The sequence below is a fragment of the Corynebacterium spheniscorum genome (genome assembly GCF_900113445.1).
In the GTDB taxonomy this organism is placed as follows: domain Bacteria; phylum Actinomycetota; class Actinomycetes; order Mycobacteriales; family Mycobacteriaceae; genus Corynebacterium; species Corynebacterium spheniscorum.
Map to the genome: position 1 here is coordinate 57004 of NZ_FOPJ01000014.1, position 18845 is coordinate 75848.

At 56.9% G+C, this 18845-nt stretch carries 14 protein-coding genes; 7 read left to right on the forward strand and 7 right to left on the reverse strand.

Translation table 11 applies throughout. The features are described 5' to 3' along the window. Positions 1-27 precede the first annotated feature (27 nt). From BMZ01_RS09515 to BMZ01_RS09530, 4 genes are all read left to right on the forward strand, one after another. Positions 28-1437: an MFS transporter gene (locus BMZ01_RS09515; protein WP_092286796.1), complete on the forward strand. Its 1410-nt coding sequence runs from the start codon at positions 28-30 to the stop codon at positions 1435-1437. 118 nt (positions 1438-1555) lie between these two features. Then, a complete protein-coding gene (locus BMZ01_RS09520; protein WP_092286798.1) occupies positions 1556-2806 on the forward strand; it encodes an alpha-hydroxy acid oxidase in 1251 nt (416 codons plus the stop codon). Positions 2807-3417: 611 nt separating this feature from the next. Further along, a complete protein-coding gene (locus BMZ01_RS09525; RefSeq protein ID WP_092286800.1) occupies positions 3418-5082 on the forward strand; it encodes an L-lactate permease in 1665 nt (554 codons plus the stop codon). 51 nt (positions 5083-5133) lie between these two features. Next, positions 5134-5850 carry a FadR/GntR family transcriptional regulator gene (locus BMZ01_RS09530; protein WP_092286802.1) on the forward strand — a complete coding sequence of 239 codons (717 nt, stop codon included), beginning with the start codon at positions 5134-5136 and terminating at the stop codon, positions 5848-5850. Positions 5851-5902: 52 nt separating this feature from the next. Here BMZ01_RS09530 and BMZ01_RS09535 read toward each other — a convergent pair whose 3' ends face one another. The 5 genes from BMZ01_RS09535 to BMZ01_RS09555 form a co-directional block, all read right to left on the reverse strand. Next, positions 5903-6826: a YwaF family protein gene (locus tag BMZ01_RS09535; protein ID WP_092286804.1), complete on the reverse strand. Its 924-nt coding sequence runs from the start codon at positions 6824-6826 to the stop codon at positions 5903-5905. A 44-nt stretch (positions 6827-6870) separates the two neighbouring features. Beyond that, complete coding sequence (locus BMZ01_RS09540) at positions 6871-7533, reverse strand: ABC transporter ATP-binding protein (RefSeq protein WP_395891097.1); 663 nt, start codon at positions 7531-7533, stop codon at positions 6871-6873. 96 nt (positions 7534-7629) lie between these two features. Next, positions 7630-8688: an ABC transporter permease gene (locus BMZ01_RS09545; protein WP_092286806.1), complete on the reverse strand. Its 1059-nt coding sequence runs from the start codon at positions 8686-8688 to the stop codon at positions 7630-7632. 161 nt (positions 8689-8849) lie between these two features. After that, the gene (locus BMZ01_RS09550) at positions 8850-9548 is read right to left on the reverse strand and encodes an ABC transporter ATP-binding protein (RefSeq protein ID WP_223845957.1); all 699 of its coding nucleotides are present in this window, start codon (positions 9546-9548) and stop codon (positions 8850-8852) included. Positions 9549-9636: 88 nt separating this feature from the next. After that, positions 9637-10710, reverse strand: coding sequence for an ABC transporter permease (locus BMZ01_RS09555; protein WP_223845958.1), 1074 nt, complete (start codon positions 10708-10710; stop codon positions 9637-9639). A 171-nt stretch (positions 10711-10881) separates the two neighbouring features. Here BMZ01_RS09555 and BMZ01_RS09560 point away from each other — a divergent pair, with 171 nt between their 5' ends. Together BMZ01_RS09560 and BMZ01_RS09565 are read left to right on the forward strand one after the other, a co-directional pair. Then, positions 10882-12135: a sensor histidine kinase gene (locus tag BMZ01_RS09560; protein ID WP_143067488.1), complete on the forward strand. Its 1254-nt coding sequence runs from the start codon at positions 10882-10884 to the stop codon at positions 12133-12135. 2 nt (positions 12136-12137) lie between these two features. Then, on the forward strand, positions 12138-12764 hold the full coding sequence (locus BMZ01_RS09565; RefSeq protein WP_092286812.1) for a response regulator transcription factor: 627 nt from the start codon (positions 12138-12140) through the stop codon (positions 12762-12764). Here the strand turns inward: BMZ01_RS09565 and BMZ01_RS09570 are convergent. Further along, positions 12761-13297, reverse strand: coding sequence for a VanZ family protein (locus BMZ01_RS09570; RefSeq protein ID WP_177180141.1), 537 nt, complete (start codon positions 13295-13297; stop codon positions 12761-12763). The two genes, BMZ01_RS09565 and BMZ01_RS09570, sit on opposite strands and share 4 nt — an antisense overlap. 18 nt (positions 13298-13315) lie before the next feature. Further along, a complete protein-coding gene (locus BMZ01_RS09575; RefSeq protein ID WP_092286834.1) occupies positions 13316-14824 on the reverse strand; it encodes a gluconokinase in 1509 nt (502 codons plus the stop codon). Between the two features lie 1222 nt (positions 14825-16046). On the opposite strand from BMZ01_RS09575, the gene BMZ01_RS09580 reads away from it, so the two are divergent. Next, positions 16047-18845: hypothetical protein (locus tag BMZ01_RS09580; protein WP_177180142.1), on the forward strand; the 2799-nt coding region annotated here is incomplete at its 3' end.

An 18845-nucleotide genomic window follows, 5' to 3' on the forward strand; every position in this document is an offset into this window, starting at 1 on the left:
CGACGTAGAAATGATGATTCTCGCACCATGACTACTCCTCCCAACCCTAATAATCACGAGGGCGAAGCTACATCACGGCCTCACACCACCACCGGGACTCCACTTGAGTCCCCCATCAACAACACCGAACTCCACGACCCCAATAAACTCACCCCAGCCGGTCGCCGCGCATTATTCGCAGCCGTACTCGGCACGGTTATTGAGTGGTATGACTACGCGCTCTATGGTGCAGCCGCCGGCGTGGTCATCGGCCCACTATTCTTCAAAGATTTCACCACCGGCCAACAGCTCGCTACCTTCGCCACCTTCGCGGTGGGCTTCGTTGCCCGCCCCCTCGGTGGCCTAATCATCGGCCATATTGGCGACGCTTATGGCCGCCGCCCCGCCATGATGGCCTCCATCTTGATGATGGGCCTCGCCACTGTTGCCATCGGTCTTCTGCCCACCGCCGCCGCGGTCGGTATTCTCGCCCCCATTCTCCTAGTGCTCTTGCGGCTTATCCAGGGCCTCGGCGCTGGTGCCGAGCTCGCAGGTGCCATGACCTTGGTCGCCGAATTCGCCCCACCTGCTAAACGCGGGCTGCTCACCTCCGCGGTGCTCAGCATGCCCCCGCTGGGCATTGTGATCGCCACCGGCGCCTTCTTGGCGGTCTCCTCATTGGGGGATGCCACCTTATTGGGCTGGGCATGGCGTGTTCCCTTCCTCATCTCCGCGGTACTCTTTGCGCTAGCTGTGTTCATCCGCCGCCGTTTGGAAGAGACCCCGGAATATGTGGAGGCCATGGCCAAACGCATGGAAGCCGAAAAGCAGCGTGTCCCGGTTGTCGAGTTGTGGCGTAAACACGCCCGCTCGGTGATCACCGCCTTCATGGCTGTTACCGGCCACAATTGTCTCAACTACGCCATGGCGGTGTTCGCCATTGGTTTCATGGTGTCCCCGGCGGTGGGCTTGGACCGATCCTCGGCGTTGGCGGCCGTGACCATCGGAACGCTTTTCGGTGTGGTCGCCACCCCCGTGGGTGGCGTGCTGGCAGATCGCTTCGGTTCCGGCAAGATTCTTGCCACCGGTTGTTTCGTCGGCGCCATCTACGCTTTCCCTTTCATGAAGGCACTCGCCAGCGGCAGTGCCGTGACCGCCGGTATCGCCATTGCCTTTGGTTATGGTGTGGTGATCGCCATGACTTCCGGCGCGCAGGGCTCTTACCTCGCCGGTCTTTTCCCAGCTGCCGAGCGTTTCAGTGGCATTGCTTTGGCCCGCGAAGCCAATGGTGCTGTGGTCGCAGGCTTCACGCCGTTGATGTTGACGGCTATTCTTCGAGCAACGGATGGTTCCATTTACGCCGCAGCCACGGCGATCGCCATTTGTTTGATTCTGTCGCTTATCGCCATCGCGATTGGCACCCGCTCCTACGCAGCCACGGACGTGCGGGCCCGCTAATCACATATCTCCTCACGGCGAGCAGCAACAGCACAGCTCATGCTGACGCACACCCATATCAACGTACTCACCCGAACCCCCTGATAGTTTCCCTATTTCAAGGAAAGGTGGACCTGCGATGAAGCGTCAACTCCCGCAGATCTCTGAGCTACGCCCCCTCATGCGCTTCGAGGTTCCTAAGTTTGGGCGCCATGCCCGCCTCAGCAAGGTAACCAATGTCGAAGAGCTGCGTCGCATCGCCAAGCGCCGTACCCCCCAACCTGCCTTCGACTACGTGGATGGCGCCGCGGTCGATGAAATCACGGCAAAGCGCAGCATGGAGGCCTTCCAGGCCTGCGAATTCGTCCCCAGTGTGCTGCGCGGCTATGAAACCGTGAACCTGGCCACCACCGTCGCCGGTGGTTCCAGCGCCCTGCCTTTTGGCATCGCCCCCACTGGCTTTACTCGCTTCATGCAAACCGAAGGTGAAGATGCTGGCTCCGGCGCTGCCGCAGCAGCCGGCATCCCCTTCTGTCTTTCCACCATGGGCACGCGTTCCCTCGAGGAAGTCACCGCCACCTCCACCGCGGAGGACCCCAATGCTCGCCGCTGGTTCCAGCTTTATCTTTGGCGCGATAAGGAACGCTCCCGCGAACTCCTCGACCGCGCCCAAGCTGCCGGCTATGACACCCTCATCGTCACCGTCGATACCCCAGTCGCCGGCCAGCGCCTCCGCGATAGCCGCAATGGCATGACCATCCCGCCGCGACTCACCATCAAAACGGTGCTGGATGCCTCCTACCGCCCGGAGTGGTGGTTCAACTTCCTCACCACCGATCCGCTGAACTTCGCTTCGCTTTCCGATAGCGCCAGCGATGTCGCTTCGCTGATCAATGGCATGTTCGAGCCCACCCTCAACATGGATGACCTCGCCTGGATCCGCGATTATTGGCAGGGCCCGCTCTTCGTCAAAGGCATCCTCACCCCCGAAGATGCCCGCCGCGTGCTCGACGCCGGCGCCGATGGCATCATCGTCTCCACCCACGGCGGCCGCCAGCTGGACCGCTCGCCGATCCCGCTTCGTGCGCTGCAGGAAATCCGCCACGAGCTCGGCCCGGATGTAGAAATCATCTACGACTCCGGCATCCGCTCCGGCAATGATGTCCTCACCGCTCTCGCCTTGGGCGCCAACTTTGTGCTCATCGGCCGCGCCTACCTCTATGGCCTCATGGCCGGCGGCCGCGAGGGTGTCGACCGCGTCATCGAGCTCATCCGCGATGAACTCGAGGTCAGCTTGCACCTGCTGGGTGTCGCCGGCGTAGAGGAACTCACCCCGGAGCATGTGCGCACTCCCTGGGATGATCGCAATAAGGTCAGCGAACTTCCCTAACCCCATCTGCCACCACAGCCCCCTTCACTCCGAAGGGGGCTTTGTGCTGCGTTTTTGGGCTTTATTCGAGTCCCGCCTCCCGCAACTCAGCGCAGCCTCCCGCACTCCAGGGGAAAAGCTCTGCCACACCAACTCCCACATAAACGGGCATAGCCAGACATATTCTCGCTATTTGGTTCCCTATTTAAGAAATATTCATATGGCTTATTTCCGGGACCCAACTTAATTGCGCGCCAAATTGTTCCCCTGAGCTACCCGGCCAGCATTCTTTTACCCCCGCCACCACACTGCACCACCAGGCTCGCGCCCCAAAGTCACACTCTTCGTACTTTACCCCTGCTTATCCTGCGGCTTTAAGGTTAAGTCTAGGTATTTTTATCGGCGATCACCCCCAATATCCGGCATTATTCGCCGGGTATTTCTTGGCAATTTAGGCATCAATAATCTTTACCCCCGCGCCTGCTTCGCTATGCCTGGGATCACTATTTCAGGGCTTCTGTGGTGTAAACTTCATGGCCTGACCATATGGTCCGACCGTACGGTCTGACCAAGCCAGGAGTGTGTGTTTTCGCGCTCCTGAGTAACCAAATTAGAAATGCAGGAGAAAGCCCGTGCAGACTTTCACCCCCACCACCGATGCGGTGGGCGGCAGCGTGATGTGGACCGCCTTGGTCTCACTCATCCCGCTGCTGACCTTCTTCATCATGTTGGTCGGCTTCAAAGCTAAAGCCCATATCGCCGGCGCATGTGCTTTGATTGCCGCCATCGCGATCGCCATTTTCGCCATGTCCATGCCAGCAGGTTTCGCCCTCCTGGCAGCCACCGAAGGCGCAGTCTTCGGTGCACACCCCGTGCTCTTCATCGTTATTTCCGCGATCTGGCTATATCAAGTCACAGTCATTTCCGGACGCTTTGAGGATCTCCGCTCCATCTTCGACCAAATTGGCCAAGGTGACGTCCGCGTCCAGGCCCTGCTGATCGCCTTCTGCTTCGGTGGCTTGCTGGAAGCCCTCGCCGGCTTCGGCGCCCCGGTTGCCATTACAGCCACCATGGTTATGGCCCTAGGCATTAAACCGCTACGCGCTGCCTGCGCGGTGCTGCTGGCTAATACCGCACCCGTTGCTTATGGCGCAGTCGCCATCCCGATTACCACCGCTGGTCGCCTGACCGGCATCGACCCGGCCCACATTGGTGCCATCGTTGGTCGTCAGGCCCCGCTCTTGGCTCTTATCGTGCCCTTCATTTTGCTGTGGATCCTCGATGGCCGTCGCGGCCTGAAGGATGCCTGGCCCGTGGGCCTAGTCGTGGCACTATCCTTCTCTGCTTCGCAGTACTGGTGCTCCAACCACTTCTCCTACGAGCTCACCGACATCGTCGCCTCCCTCGTTGGCTTGGCTTCCGCTGTCATCTTCATGCGCTTCTGGAAGCCCCGCGGTGGTGACGAGGCCCGCAAGCGCCTCGATATCAAGCCCGCTATCCCTGCCTCCGCCCTGGGTGCTTCCCGCACCACCTTGGCGCTGGCCCCCTACGTGCTGGTCATCATCGTCTTCGGTGCCGCCAAGCTGGGTTCCCATATCCCCGCCTGGTTGTCCTCCACCGACATCAAGATCCCCTGGCCCATCATCTCCAAGGGCATCGTCGATGCCAGTGGCGATCCCCTCGGGTCTACCACCTACACCCTCAGCTGGCTCTCCTCGCCAGGTACCCTGCTGATCATCACCGGCTTGTTGGTGGCCCTTCTCTACTCCATTGCCGGCAAGAAGGATGAACAATTCCGCCTTCACTTCGGCAACGCGGTCGTGGAATACGTTCGAGTTATCTACCGCATGCGCTGGGCAGCCGTCACCATCATGATGGTGCTCGCCCTGGCCTATGTCATGAACCTTTCTGGCCAAACCACCTCCATCGGTGTGTGGATGGCCGGCACCGGTGCCGCTTATGCCTTCATCTCGCCGATCCTCGGCTGGATTGGTACCGCCGTGACCGGCTCCGATACCTCCGCGAATGCGCTCTTCGCCAAGCTGCAGCAGACCGCTGCTACTAACGCCGGCATTGATCCTTCGCTGACAGTTGCCGCCAACACCGCTGGTGGTGTGGTTGGTAAGTTGATCTCCCCGCAGAACCTGGCCATTGCCGCCACCGCCGCGGGTATCCCGAACCAAGAATCCGAAATTCTGCGCAAGGTCATGGGCTGGTCTGTCTTCCTGCTCCTGATCCTCTGCTGCCTGGTTTATCTACAATCCGACATTCTTGCGGGTATGCTGCCTGTTCAGTAAACAAAACTAATGGCATAAGCCATCACAGTGCCCCAAGAAGGACCCCGCCTCATGCCCTCACGCGCCTCCGAACAGGTCATCAACCTCATCGAAGCAGGACTGCGTGATGGAAGCTTGAAGGCGGGGTCTCGCATTCCCGGAGAAAGAACACTCTGCATGGAATGCGGAGTAGGACGCTCCAGTGTCCGCGAGGGCCTCCGAGTCCTCGAAGCTTTTGGCATTATCCGTTCTTCCGCCGGTACCGGCCCGGATGCTGGTTCCTTCATCGCCTCGGAACCCCAAGAAGGTTTCTCCCGGGCCATGGCCATGCACCTTCTCGTTCGCAGCTTCAATGTTGCCGACACCATCGAATTCCGTGAACTCGTGGAAGGCTGGTCCGCTGCCCAAGCTGCCCACTGCGAAGATTCCGCCCAGCGCGATGCCGCGCTCGCAGAAGCCGCCGCACTTCTTGATCGCATGGATGATCCTAAGATCAACCAAGAAACCTTCCACGATCTCGATATGCAATTCCACACCCTCATCTCCGCCCTAGGCGGCAATGCGGTGGTGGACACCACCTTAGGTGCCTTGCGTTCCTCGGTATTGGGTTATGTTCTCGCTGCCGTCAAGCAACTTCCAGACTGGCGTGCTGAGGTAGAGATCCTCCAAAAAGAACATCGCTTATTACTCGCCGCGGTACATAACCGCGACTCAGCAGAAGCCCAACGCATCGCGGTGCAACATATCCGTGGCTTCGCCGAACGCGCGAAGATCGGCCTCCAACAATAAAAAATTCGCTCTGTCCTCCCAAGAAAAAGGAAACAGAGCGATTTTTTATGCCCTAAGCCCGCGGCTTACGCACAATATCCACCACTGTCGCAGTCAGCAGTGAAGCCACCGCCACCGAGGCCGTGATCCTCGCCGTGCGTTTCACCGCCGCGCTAGTCTTTGCTCGCGGCACCGCAGCCGGGGTGTTCTCCCGGCGTTTGCGGCCAAATTTTTGCCGCAGCGCCCCATAGGCCTTGGAGTCTCGTACCCGGCGCGCCATCCCACCACCCTGGTTTTTATTTTCACCCACCAGGTACCAGGGCCAGGTCATCAGCACAGCCCAGGCAAAAGCTAAAAGTCCCATTCCCACAAAGAGGTAGGTGGGCCATGGCCCCATAAAGTCCAAGGCCGAGGGCCCCGGGGGAGCACCATTGAGGTAGCCATAGTTAGAGCCGATAAGGAAGTTCACGCTCATCGCCGTCAGCGCCCAAATCCCGGTAATGCCATAGGCGGTGCCAAAGCCCTTCCAGGTGGGGCGATAGCCTTCGCCCCACACCAAGAGGATCGGCCCCAACAGCACCGCGATATGCAAGAACCAATACATGGAAAATTCCAGCGCCGGCACGCTGCGATAATCACAGTCCGGGGTCAGGATCGCTTGCACATTAAGCGTCAGCCCACAGTAGTAGGCGGTAGAGATCGCCCACCCGGAACGGGTAATCATGGCATAGGCGGTAATGAAGCGGAGCCAATCGGACAATTCCAAAGGGAAGGAAACTTGGGGATCGAAATAACGCGGCATCAAATCCCAAGAAGTCCACGCCGTTGTAATAAACAACAACGCCCACCCCGCACGAGTCACCGCTTTTTCGTTAATGCGATCTTTCCGGGCCAAATAAATGATCCCAATGACCAGGATGGTGGCCAAGACCAGCATTGATATATGCTCGGGCCCGAAATTCTCCATCCGGCCAATGCGCTCATAGTCCCGTTCCATGAGGCGTAAGTATAAACCTCCAACACCCCAGAACCCTTATTTTCTTAATAGGAACTTCCTGGGAATATCTCCCCATCAACCAATGACAGAACCCGATCAGCCACGCCCACTTGGTTCTGATCATGTGTGATTACCACGCTGGCGCAGTTAATCTCCCTGGTTAAGCGCGCAAGCAACTCCATCACCTCATCTGATAGTGCGCGATCCAAGGCGCTGGTGGGTTCATCCGCAAGCAAAAGAACTGGATCGTTCATTAGTGCGCGAGCAATCCCCACACGTTGGCGTTGACCACCAGAAAGTTCACCCATCCGGCGATCACCCAGCCCCGCTAAACCCACTTTTGCCAATAGTTCATCGGCATGTGCGGCACGGGCCTTAAGCGCTTTTCCACGTAAACCACGCAGGTGGTCCATCATCAGCAACTGTTCGCGGGCATTCAGTGCTGACAGCAGATTCGGTTGTTGGAAAATAATGCCCATCTGGCTTAAGCGCAGGGCACTGCGTTCAGCTTCGCTCATTGCGCTGAGGTTTTCACTAGCTACCAGTACCTCCCCGGAGGTCGCTTCCGTCAGGCCCGCCATAATCGCCAGCAAGGTGGACTTACCTGAACCAGATTCCCCGGTGAGCATGCACAGCTCACCAGCGTGTACCGCCAGGCTCACGTCTTTCAGCACGCTTCGGGTTTCTTGCCCATCGCGGTAGCTCATGTGGATATCGCGGACTTCTACTAAAGCCTCGGTTTCTTGTGCACCAGCAGTGGGGGAGTGTGTCCCCAAGGTGGTTGTCATAGTTGTTTTCAGCATTTATGCCACTCCTCCCAGTGCACTGACTGGGTTCAAAGAATTAATTGATCGCGTCGCCAATACCGCACCGCCTAGGCCAAGTACCCAAATCCCCATGCTGGGAATCAGTACAGCGGCAGCGCTTAAATCAAAGGGCACCGGGCTGCGGGTAGCAAGCACACCTAAGGCAGTACCCAGTGTTGCCCCGGCAAGTACCCCGAGGCCTAGCACCACAGCTGCTTGTCCCAAGGCATCTTTAAAGAGGTAGGGCAGTGGTGCACCTAATGCGCGCAGTACGGATAGTTCGCGGCTGCGCTGCATGGTCCACACGGTCAGGAAGCTAATGGTCACTAGCGCGGAGATCACATATAAAAAGCCCTGCATGCTCACTAGCGAGCTGCGTTCTGCTTGGTATGCCGGCAAGGCACCAAAGGCTTGTTTCAAGGTTGCGGCACTGCTCTTCCCAGCATCCTTAGTGGGGGCGTGAGTGGCAGCCTCATCCCAGGCAGAATTATCCAGCTCGCCTCGTACTAAAAGCACAGTGCCGGCGGCATCACTGTGGTGGAGCTTCGCCCAGGTATCTAACCCCACCACCGCGACAGGCAGGTGGGAATAGGAGCCATAGTTTTTGGTGCTATCGCTAATCCTGAGGTCTTGACCATTGAGTCGCACCGCATCCCCAGTGCTCAGGCCTAATTCTTCGGCAACATCGGTGGGTAATTCCACGCCGCTGATTCCTTCGCGGGCGAAAAGCGCAATGGGTTCAGCTTCGCCGCTGCGGGCTTCTAGCCGGGTTTGGGCAACTCCGAGGGCTTCTGCTTCCTCCACCCCTGGTACCTGCGCCCAGTATGTGAGTTCTTCTTGGGTTACCTCGCTATCGCTAAAGCTCGGTTTCCCGCTGGGGGTGTGGAAGATAATGCGATCAGCGCCGAGGTTTTCCAACGCTGAGGTATTTTCCTTCCCCAGCCCATTGGTCAACCCCGTGAGCATAATCAGCAATAAGGTAATCAGCCCGACCACAGAGGTGATCAGTCCGAACCGGCCACGGGCATGGCGGATTTCTTTAGTCCCTAGGAACACTCTGTGCACCTCGCATTTTTCACTAGCATCTCTTCTTTACCTTTCTGTGGAGATGCTTTAAGTGTGCGTGCTGCGACCTGCTCTTTTCATCGGCTGGGGCGTTGATTTCGCCATCAACCACCTGGTTGATCGCTCCCCATATCCCCAGCTCAACTTAGGTTTTAGTGTTCTGGTTCATGTAGCACCCCGTCTTCTAAGGTCATCAGCCGATCAGCTTTGGGTAATTGTTGTTGATCATGGGTGATCATCAAGGTCGCACAGCCAATCTCATGCGTGATCTGGGCTAGTAGCTCCACGATCTCTGCTGATAGCGCACTATCCAAGGCGCTGGTCGGTTCATCGGCCAGCAATACCGCTGGCTGATTCATAATGGCGCGGGCAATCCCCACGCGTTGGCGTTGCCCACCAGAAAGCTCCGCAATCCGGCGATCCCCCAAACCACCCAACCCCACCTGCGCTAATAGCTCATCGGCTCGTCCGGCAGCGGCTTTCAATTCTTTGCCGCGCACCCCACGCATATGCTCCAACACCACCAACTGGTCCCGCGCATTCAAAGAGCCCAAGAGATTCGGCTGCTGAAACACAATCCCAATATGTGCGCAGCGATACGCCGAGCGTTCTTTTTCCGAAAGCGTGGTGATATCAGTGCCATCAATAATCACCTTCCCGCTATCCGGGGTAGTCAAACCCGCAACCACCGCCAACAACGTGGATTTCCCGGACCCGGATTCACCGCTCAGCATGGTCAGCTCCTTTGCGGCAATGCTCATGCTCACATCATCAAGCACCGTCAAGGTGCTTGGCCCATCCGGGTAGGTCAGGGTGAGGTTATGGATCTGCACGCGCTCCTTTGGGTTCACATGCGTAAGTCTGCCGCTACCATTTGGCTGCTTCGCTGCTTCTTTATTCATCTGAGTCTGCTCTTTTCCTTTGTTCTCCATCGGAGCGCTAAGCCGTCCCACCCAAAGCGGTCAGCGGATCTAATTTATTAATCGAGCGGGTCGCTATCACTGCCCCCAACACACCAAGCACCCAGGTGCCAATCACCGGCCCCACCACCGTCACCCAGTTGAGGTTAAAAGGCACCGCCCCACGTTGTGCCAGGCTCCCTAAAATCAGGGCCAACACTGCACCAATGGCCACTCCCACCGCCAAAATAATGGCCGCCTGCGAGATTGCGTCTTTAAGCAAATAGCTCTTCGGCGCCCCCAACGCGCGCAACACAGAAAGCTCGCGGCTGCGCTGAATGGTCCACACCGTCAAGAAGCTAATAGTCACCAACGCTGAGATGACATAAAGGAAACCCTGCATCGTCATCAACGAGCTCCGCTGCGCACCATAGGCCGGCAACCCCACAAACGCTCCCCGCGTAGTCACCGCGGTGCTGCTCCCAATTCCTTCCTCCGCTGCTCGCTGCGCCGCTACCGTCCACTCTTCTTCTTCCAAGTCACCATGCGCCACCAACACAGTCCCCAATGCGTCGGTGAAATAGAGCTGCTGCCACACGCTTCGATCCACCACAATCACCGGCAGGTGCGAGTAGGTGCCATTACGAGCATCCGTGCCGCTCACCTTCAACGCCTTGCCGCCAATAATCACTTCATCCCCGGTGTGCAGGTTCAAAAACTCCGCCACGCTAGCTGGCAGCTCCGCCCCTTCAATCCCGGGTTCGGCAAATAGCGCCACCGCTTGGGCTTCGGTGTCTTCACCTTCCACCCTGGTCATAGCAATCCCCAGGGCTTCCACTTCTGTCACTCCGGGTACCTCTCGCCAATAATCCAGATCGGCTTGGTCCACCAAACTATCTGTAAACCCCACTTTATTTCTGGGGGTGTCGAAGATAATCTGATCAGCCTCCAGGTTCTCCAGGGCTGCCGTATTTTCCTTCGCCAGCCCAGCTGTCAGCCCGCTGAGCATAATCAACAGCAAGGTAATCAGCGCCACCACGGCACAAATCAAACTGAACCGCCCCGCCGCATGTCGGATTTCTCTTAGTCCCAGGAACATGGTGTACCCAACCATTCATTTTCAATAAGGATGATTCATTTCCACTAAGCGCCTTCATGCTGCGCAGTTCTGCTTCCCAGTGTGCTGCATCGCGGCCCGCTATGCACTTTTCATGATGTATCCCTCATCCCAAATCAACCAGCTGGTTGATTCATCCGCCCGCTCATAGCCACTAGCCTTAAGCTCGTGCGCACCCTTTCTCAGCCTCGTACCCGCCCGCATATGGATCATCTGCTTCTCGCCATGCGGGTAGCAGTGCATGTGCTGTTCGCCTTACTCCTCGGCCTCGCGCTCATTCGCCTCGCCCTCAACCCCACGCCGCTGTCGCACTGGATCTGGCCGCTCGCAGTCCTCTTCGCCGCCATCTACCTGCTCGGCACGGTCCTCGAACGCCGCGCAGCTGCCCGCGGCGACTCCCTCCCACCCATCGCCATCCACCTCTGGATCCTCATTATCAGCGCGCTCTGGGTCGCCCTCGTGATGCTCTCACCAGCATTCTTATGGCTGCTCTTCCCGCTGGTCTTCATCATCGCTTCCTGCTGGCCCTACCGCCTCAGCCTCCCCTGGATTCTCCTGCTCCTCCTCGCAGCCACCCTCCTACCTACTTCCCAACCTCGCACCAGCGCTGCGATCCTCGGCCCCACCGTCGGAGTCTTAGTGGCAGTGGGGATGCAATACGCTTATCGAGTTCTGGTGTCTGAGGCTCGCTACTACGCTCAGGTCGCAGAAAATCTGCATGCCACACGTAAAGAGTTAGCAACCTCCGAGCGCGAGGCTGGCCGCCTCGCCGAACGCGAACGCCTCGCCCGCGAGATCCACGACACCCTCACCCAAGGCTTTTCCTCCATCGTCTTACTTAGCCGAGCCAGCCAACACGCCTCCGAGCAAGGCAACACCGCTTTACTCCAAGAACAACTCCACGCCATCGAAAACGTCGCCTCCGATAACCTCAACGAGGCCCGGCGCGTCGTAGACCGCCTCGGAACCTTGCCTGCACGTCGCCGTCTGCCTGAAGAACTCCACGCCCTGGCTCAAAGCACCAGCGCTCAACAAGCACTGCTCGGCCAGCCGCTTAGTATCACCGTGCATCTAGCCGGTGATTCCGAACGCCTTCTTCCCCCAGAAGTAATCGAGGAGCTCCTCCGAATTGCCCAACAAGGCCTTGGCAATATCGTCCAACATGCCCAAGCTACTGAAGCAGTCATCTCCTTAGGTATCTGGGATGAAAGCCTCACCCTCGATATTTTCGACAATGGCCGCGGCGTGGATGCTGCCCGCAGCGAGGGGAATACTGCCGGTGGTGGTTTCGGCAGTACCTCCATCCGCCAGCGCGTCACCCGCCTTGGTGGCGATGTCCGTCTTGAAGATGCCACCGATACTTTCGGCCAAGGCACTATTCTGACAGTATCGATCCCACTAGCAGTACGGCAGGGGAGCTAGTCATGCTCAACGTTCTTCTCATTGATGATCACCCCGTGGTGCGCGCGGGCCTTAAGGCAATCCTCAATAGCTTCGAAGACGTCCAGGTCATTGCCGAAGGCTCCGATGGCAGTGCCGCCTTGGCCCTTATCGAACCTGATTACAGCGGTCCGCAACCAGATGTTGTGGTCATGGATATCCAAATGCCTGGGATAAGCGGTATTGAAGCAACTCGCCAACTCAAAGCCGCCGGTGGCCCACCGGTGTTAGTGCTTAGTACCTATGATTCCGAAGCCGATATTCTTGCCGCGCTTTCTGCTGGCGCCATCGGTTATCTGCTCAAAGATGCCCCCGAGCACGCTCTTCATGATGCGGTATTAAGAACAGCATCCGGTCAGCGCACCCTCGCCCCAGAGGTTGCCGCTACCTTGGCTGAGCGTATTAGCCACCCGGAGGAAGCATTATCCGAGCGCGAAATTGAGATCCTTCAGGCCCTCGCCTCCGGGGCAACTAACCGTGAGCTTGCGGCCCAAATGTTTATCTCCCTTGCCACCGTCAAAACTCACCTCATCCACATTTTCCGCAAGCTCGGGGTGGATACCCGCACTGCGGCAGTCACCGTCGCGCGGGAGAAGAAGCTCATTTCCTAGGCCAGCATTACAACCAGGCCGAAGGCCACCAAGAGCAGCACACCGATGGCTCCCCACACCCGGTGCCACCTAAGGCCTGCCTTTCGTGCCAGTAGTGCACCCAAAAAGCCACCGAAGGTATTGCACATTAGGTCATCAATATCTGAGTACCCGTTAGCCAAAATATATTGAGTTACCTCAATAGTCAGGCTCGCTGCCGCAGAGATGAACACCGTTCGTCTTAAAGGGTGCCTGACACCACGGTGGCGCAAGAGCGAAAAAACTAAGACACCTAGCGGGAAGAAGAGCCCGATATTGCCCAGGTAGCCAAAAATTGTGGTGAAAGCTGTTGGGGCTCGGACAAGCTCATCGAAGGGCACCAACTCCAAGGCACGGGTATGGTGCACTTCCGTGCGCCACAAACGGCCAATCGTGAAATAGCCTTTAAACATGGTCAAGGCCACCACCACTAGCGCATAAGCGCCCAGCCCTAACCCCAACCACCAGCGGGTGCGGATCCAAGGTGCCGGGCCCTCGGTTTCACAATGTTTCACGTGAAACATTCACTCCACTTAGGCTTCATCAGGGTTGATCAGCGCAGCATAATTCTCATCAAACTGCTCTCGGCGCGCCTTCCAATATTCCGCATCAAAGGGAGCGACCACCGGTCGATAGGGCGGAATCGCACGCTCACCACCAGGTTGGATGTCCTCTAAGGCAATCAACGCGGTGCCTCGCAGGGTTGCACGCTTCATCTCCAAAGGCACCACCGGGCATTGCAAGGCCCCGGCAAGGCAGTAGAGCCAATTTGGGTAGTGCGCGGTGACTCCACCAGAAACAATCACGCGATCCGGCGCTGCACCAGCCCAACCGAGTTGTTCCCATACCCGGGCGTAGCTGAGGGAAATTCCTTCGACTACCCCTCGCCACAGATCCAACGGACGAGTACTAAAGCTGATCCCACTCATAGCGGCCCGCGCATCACCGACCCAGCCGGTTGCTCTTTCGCCGGTAAAGAAGGGCAATACATCAGGCACTGATCCCAATAGCGGGCTATCCGAACGTGCCGCCAGCACTGCCGAAAGTTCATTGGAGTCGACCGGTGCTACACAATTATTCAGCCAGATCAATGCGCGGCCCACATCATTAAGCGCTCCGCCGATGATGCATTGCTTCGCCGATACCCGGTAGCACCACAAGCCCTCAGGGATCTCCTCCGGTACTTGGGGCAAAATCACGCGCATGGCCCCTGAGGTTGCCGCCGCCACTGCGACGGTCTTTTCATCCACCGCGCCGGGGCCAACATTGGACGCCCAGCCATCCGGAATGGTGTGATACCAGGGGACACCAGAAAGCACTGGCCGCCAAACCTCCGGCAGGTCGGCATCCTTCGGAATGATCGCCTCGGTGGGGTCGCAGACCGTGGGAATCAACGCAGGATCAACATCAATGGCCTCAAGGATCTCATGATCCAGCTGGCCAGTGTGGGCATTAAGGACACCTGACCACGCTGCCATCGAAATCGCAATACCTTCCACCTTCGCGAGGTGGTAATACACATATTCACCCAGAGTCAGGGCCGCATGTGCTCGGGCAAATAGTTCAGGGTGCTCTTGTTTGAGCCATAGCAGGCGGGCGGGGTGGTAGGAGGTATGTAACCGAACTCCGGTGCGCGCATGATAGTCCTCTTCATCAACGAGCTCTTTAAGCTTCGGAATCGCCGAAGCGCAGCGCGAGTCTGCATAGGTCATGAGCGGCATTAATGCTCGGTACTGTTCATCTACCAGGACCAGCGAAGATGCGAAGGTGTCCATGATCAGGCCTTCGACTTTGCCCTCGAGTCCATTAGCTCGGATGTATTCAACGATCCCATCGATAATCTGGCGACACTCCGCCACTACCTGATCGGCGTCGATCGTCGAGGCACCATCAGCTCCAGTGTCGAAGGCATGCTCAACACGTTGTTTCGCACCCTTCACTGGTCGACCTTCGGCGTCATACAGGCCGCCGCGGCTTGCGCCGGAGCCTACATCCAAAGCAATTACGAAAGGTCCCTTCGCTTCGCTTCGCTTCACCTTCATGGTGGGAATCTTTCGTTTAGGCTGCACCTCGGGCGCAGCCTGACCATCTTGACGTAGGATCGCCCGCACAGCCGTGTCGATCATCTTCATCTCCCCACTCAAGCTTCCAGTGGAACTATCTCTTGCCGCCCCACAATAGTCGCACTCACTTCTCACGGCAGCCCGTTCACCCACCAGAAGCTACAAAGAGGTTGCATACTCAATGTTTCACGTGAAACATCTAAGACGCGGGGATGAAGACTAAAAACAACCTTTTCATCATCGCCACAGAAGGGGACCGTTACCTCTGATGGCTTTTGTCACTGTGTTTAATTATGGGTACATCGGGGGAGCCTCCAGCAACGCCTTAAGATGATTCTCAAACAGGCTTGGCTCATCTCACAATCAAGGTTTATTTTTCCACAAACCTATCCTTTCGTACATTTAACCTAGCCGAGCCATAACGATCTAATGTTATAGCCACATAGCGCACCTTGCTTTTCATTAAGCACAACTGATCAACGAGACTGGGTGCGAGGCAGCGTACGTAGTGGCGCGCTAAATGAACACAATTACGTCGAAGAACTAGTGCGTTATACTCATGAATAACTCTAGTTTTCCATATAAACATACTCAAACGTTAAAATACTTGGCCGCGCACCACAGCGATACTTCGAACGCTACGACACCAATCGATCTACTAAAAGTGTGCAGTCAAGATGTTTCGTTTTAGTAACGAACTAGCATCAATCTGGGCGCAAAAGCATCAATAGTGAAATTTGATACATTCGTATAGCTTTATGGCTTGACGTCACCCCCCAGCAGCCCCCTCCTAAAAAAACCTGATTCTCTCCCCTCGGCAAACATCTACCCAGGTGGACAACGAAACAGAATATTTTTTATGTTCTTTTAACACTCTGTGCTGCAAAAACGCCGGATTGTCAACTCTGCTTGACATCTGGCAGGGTTGCATCTGACTCATGGACAGTGTCGGAGACCCACGCCGACTGCTGCTCCCATCAAGACTTCAATGGTGAAGCTTCTATGGGGGCTGCTTGCTGTCAAGAACCACGGCGATTGCATCTCACACCCACGAATGCAGTTTTAAATACTGAATGCGTGTCTTGGGTATTGGGTCTTTGTTTTACATTCCACGAAAGGGTTCTTGATGAACGCAAATACATCCCGAGTAAAAACTCGGATTATCGGTCGGCGCGCGCTGGCTGCGTTAACCGTGCCTATTATGGGCATCGGTACAATTGCATTGCCTGCAGCCGTGCCTGGCGTATCCGCAGTGGCTGCCGCGCAGCAAAGTGACGATTCCGCCACCAACCCAAGCTCTGATCCTGCTCCGGATCAAGCTGAGTGCGGCGTCACCGGTGGTGAACAGCGCAACGCAACCGCATGGCCCTACCCCGATGGCACCCAGGTAAAGAAGACTCCGATTATTGATACGGACGTCAACTTCCAAGAAGTAACCGGGCCAAGTTCGTTCCGTATGCAGGCTATTTACCGCACCCTCGCAAGCCCGACGATTAAAGGTATCGATTGGTTCTACCTTCACTTCGATCCGGAACTCGCCCCGTATATCAGCCAGATCACTATTAAGAGCAGCGGTGCGCTTGCGATCGGCTACCGCCGTTTTATGGAGGAAGTGAAGCCCGACAGCCTCGGCAGCGTCAACCGATTCACTGCTAAGTCTTTCGGTGAGCTGGATCCCTACGCCGGAGAACCCGGTGTGTGGCGCGTTCTCAATGATATGAACCACATCCGACCTCCTTCTGATGACCCGGATGAGCGAACGATCGTCAAGGGTCAGTGGGGTGTTTTCAACGCGGTAGCTACTCAGGATCAGCGCCAGACTGCTGAAATCAACGTTGTCTTAAATGACACCATTGAAAACATCAAGGCCGCAACGGGCAAGTCCTACTTCCCGGCTGAAGGTCGCTGGCAGGGCCAGTCCGGTGGCGGAAACGTCCTAGAGGGCTCCAAAAATGTTGTGGTCGGCGCTTCGGATTCGTCCGAAACTATCCGGGCAGGTTCTGAGGTCCCGGCAAACTACCTCATCGACACTCTGCTCGACGAAAACAATGATCCTTACTCCTCTAACTACCTTCGCGTAGATGAAGGCTCCTTGCCCGAAGGCACCGAACTGGACTACGACGAATTGAACGGTCAGCTCACGCTAGTGGGTACTCCGACGACTCCAGGTAGCTACGACATCAAGTACGCCGTTGCTACGCGAGGTGAAGTCTCGATCGATAATGGCGAGCTCATGGGAACCATGATCGATTTCGATGCCGACGATACCGATATTGCGGGCACCGGCAACTGGCTTTCTGGTCAAACGAAGACCTACCTGAACTCAGGCGACCGGGTCAGCGGCATCATGCAGCCGAACCGCTCCACCACTCCGGCTCCCACGGGTGTCACTAACTTCCGCGCGGTCTCTGCCCACGCTCCTGGCGTAGACTACAACATCGCTTATGGTACGCCCTACGACATTCATCTGAAGCTGGATCCGCGTATTCTCGCTGCTCTCGACGGTGACCATGTTGTGATGTGGCAAAAGGGATCCAAGCTCGCTTACGAGAACTCCCTGCCCGATCCCGTGGCAAACAAGCAACCAGTTCTGATTCCGGTCAGCGCCTTTGATAGCAATGGACACGTGCGTGTTTCAGAGCGTAACGAGGCACAAAATGAACCGAACACCGTCTATGTTGACGACATCACCCGTGTCATCAACCCTCTGACGAACACGGTTCAGTTCACCACACCGATCCGCGTGGTTGACATGCCCATCAACAACCAGAAGCTGCTTGATGTCTACGCTTCCGATAGTCCCGACAACTACTTAGTCTTCGAGACCTGGGCAACGACTCGCGACGGTAAGGTCGACCGCGAAATTAAGTACAGCCGAACTGGCGCGTACTACCACTTCTATCAGTCCTGCGCTCCCGATGTCACCAACATCGCCAAGGGCAATGCTGATGGCAATGGCGACACTATTGATTCCACGATGTTGGATACCGCGCGCGACACTCAAAACTTCTTGCGCGGCCACGCCGAGCCTGAAACTGAGATCTACGTTTACCGTGGCACGGGTGCAGACCGCGAAATCATCGGTCGTACTACCGTCCAAGCTAATGGTTTCTGGGATACTAAGCTCTGCGAGCCCGCAGATCTAGAAGCTAACCCCGAGACCTGCTCGGCTAAGAACCTTGCTGATCTGGGGATCGAAGCTGGGTCCACAAATCTGACGGTCGCTGCGCGCCATCCGAGGACCCTTGAGTCCGATGCAGTGCCGATCACCGTTATCGGTGAGCCCATCACAAATGAGCCGGTCGCAGATCCGTTCCCTGAAACGGCAACCGAAATCACCGGTAAGCTCGGTGAACAACATCAAAACACCACCAAGACGGTGGTAACTGCTTACGCGATTGCGCCCGACGGCACTCGCACCAAGATTGGTGAATCCGAGCAAATCGCTGGTAGCGCCAACCCCGATGCTGAAACTCCGTTCAGCATTCCAGTTGACCGCAGTCTGATTGGGCCGGATGATGCTATCGAGATCGAATCTCGAGAAAGCAGCTTCCCCGCTGATCTGACCGGCACTGTCGATGTAGCTCGTGACGATGCCTACAGGCCCTCCACCCCGGTAACTGTGGATCCGGGCGTCTTCATTGGTGATATCAATACCGTCATCAAGATCACCTCTGATGAGCCTGATGGGGTCTTCCGTAAGGGTTCCGGTGTCACCTACACCGCCACCTCGACTGTCACCGACGGACCCGTCAAGGACGCCGTAGTCATCATCGGCGAAGACCCGGATGCTCCCTTCACTGATGAAGCACCGGTCCTCAAGAAGAAGGCTGCTGACGGCACCGAAACCGATCTCGTTGAAGGCACCGACTACACCGCTGAAAAGCAAGCAGACGGCTCCTACAAGATCACCTTCACCGAACCGCTCGCTGAAGACGACGTAGTCACCACCGTCATCAAGGGCCTCATCCCAGCCGAAACCCCAGCTGATGGCGACGAT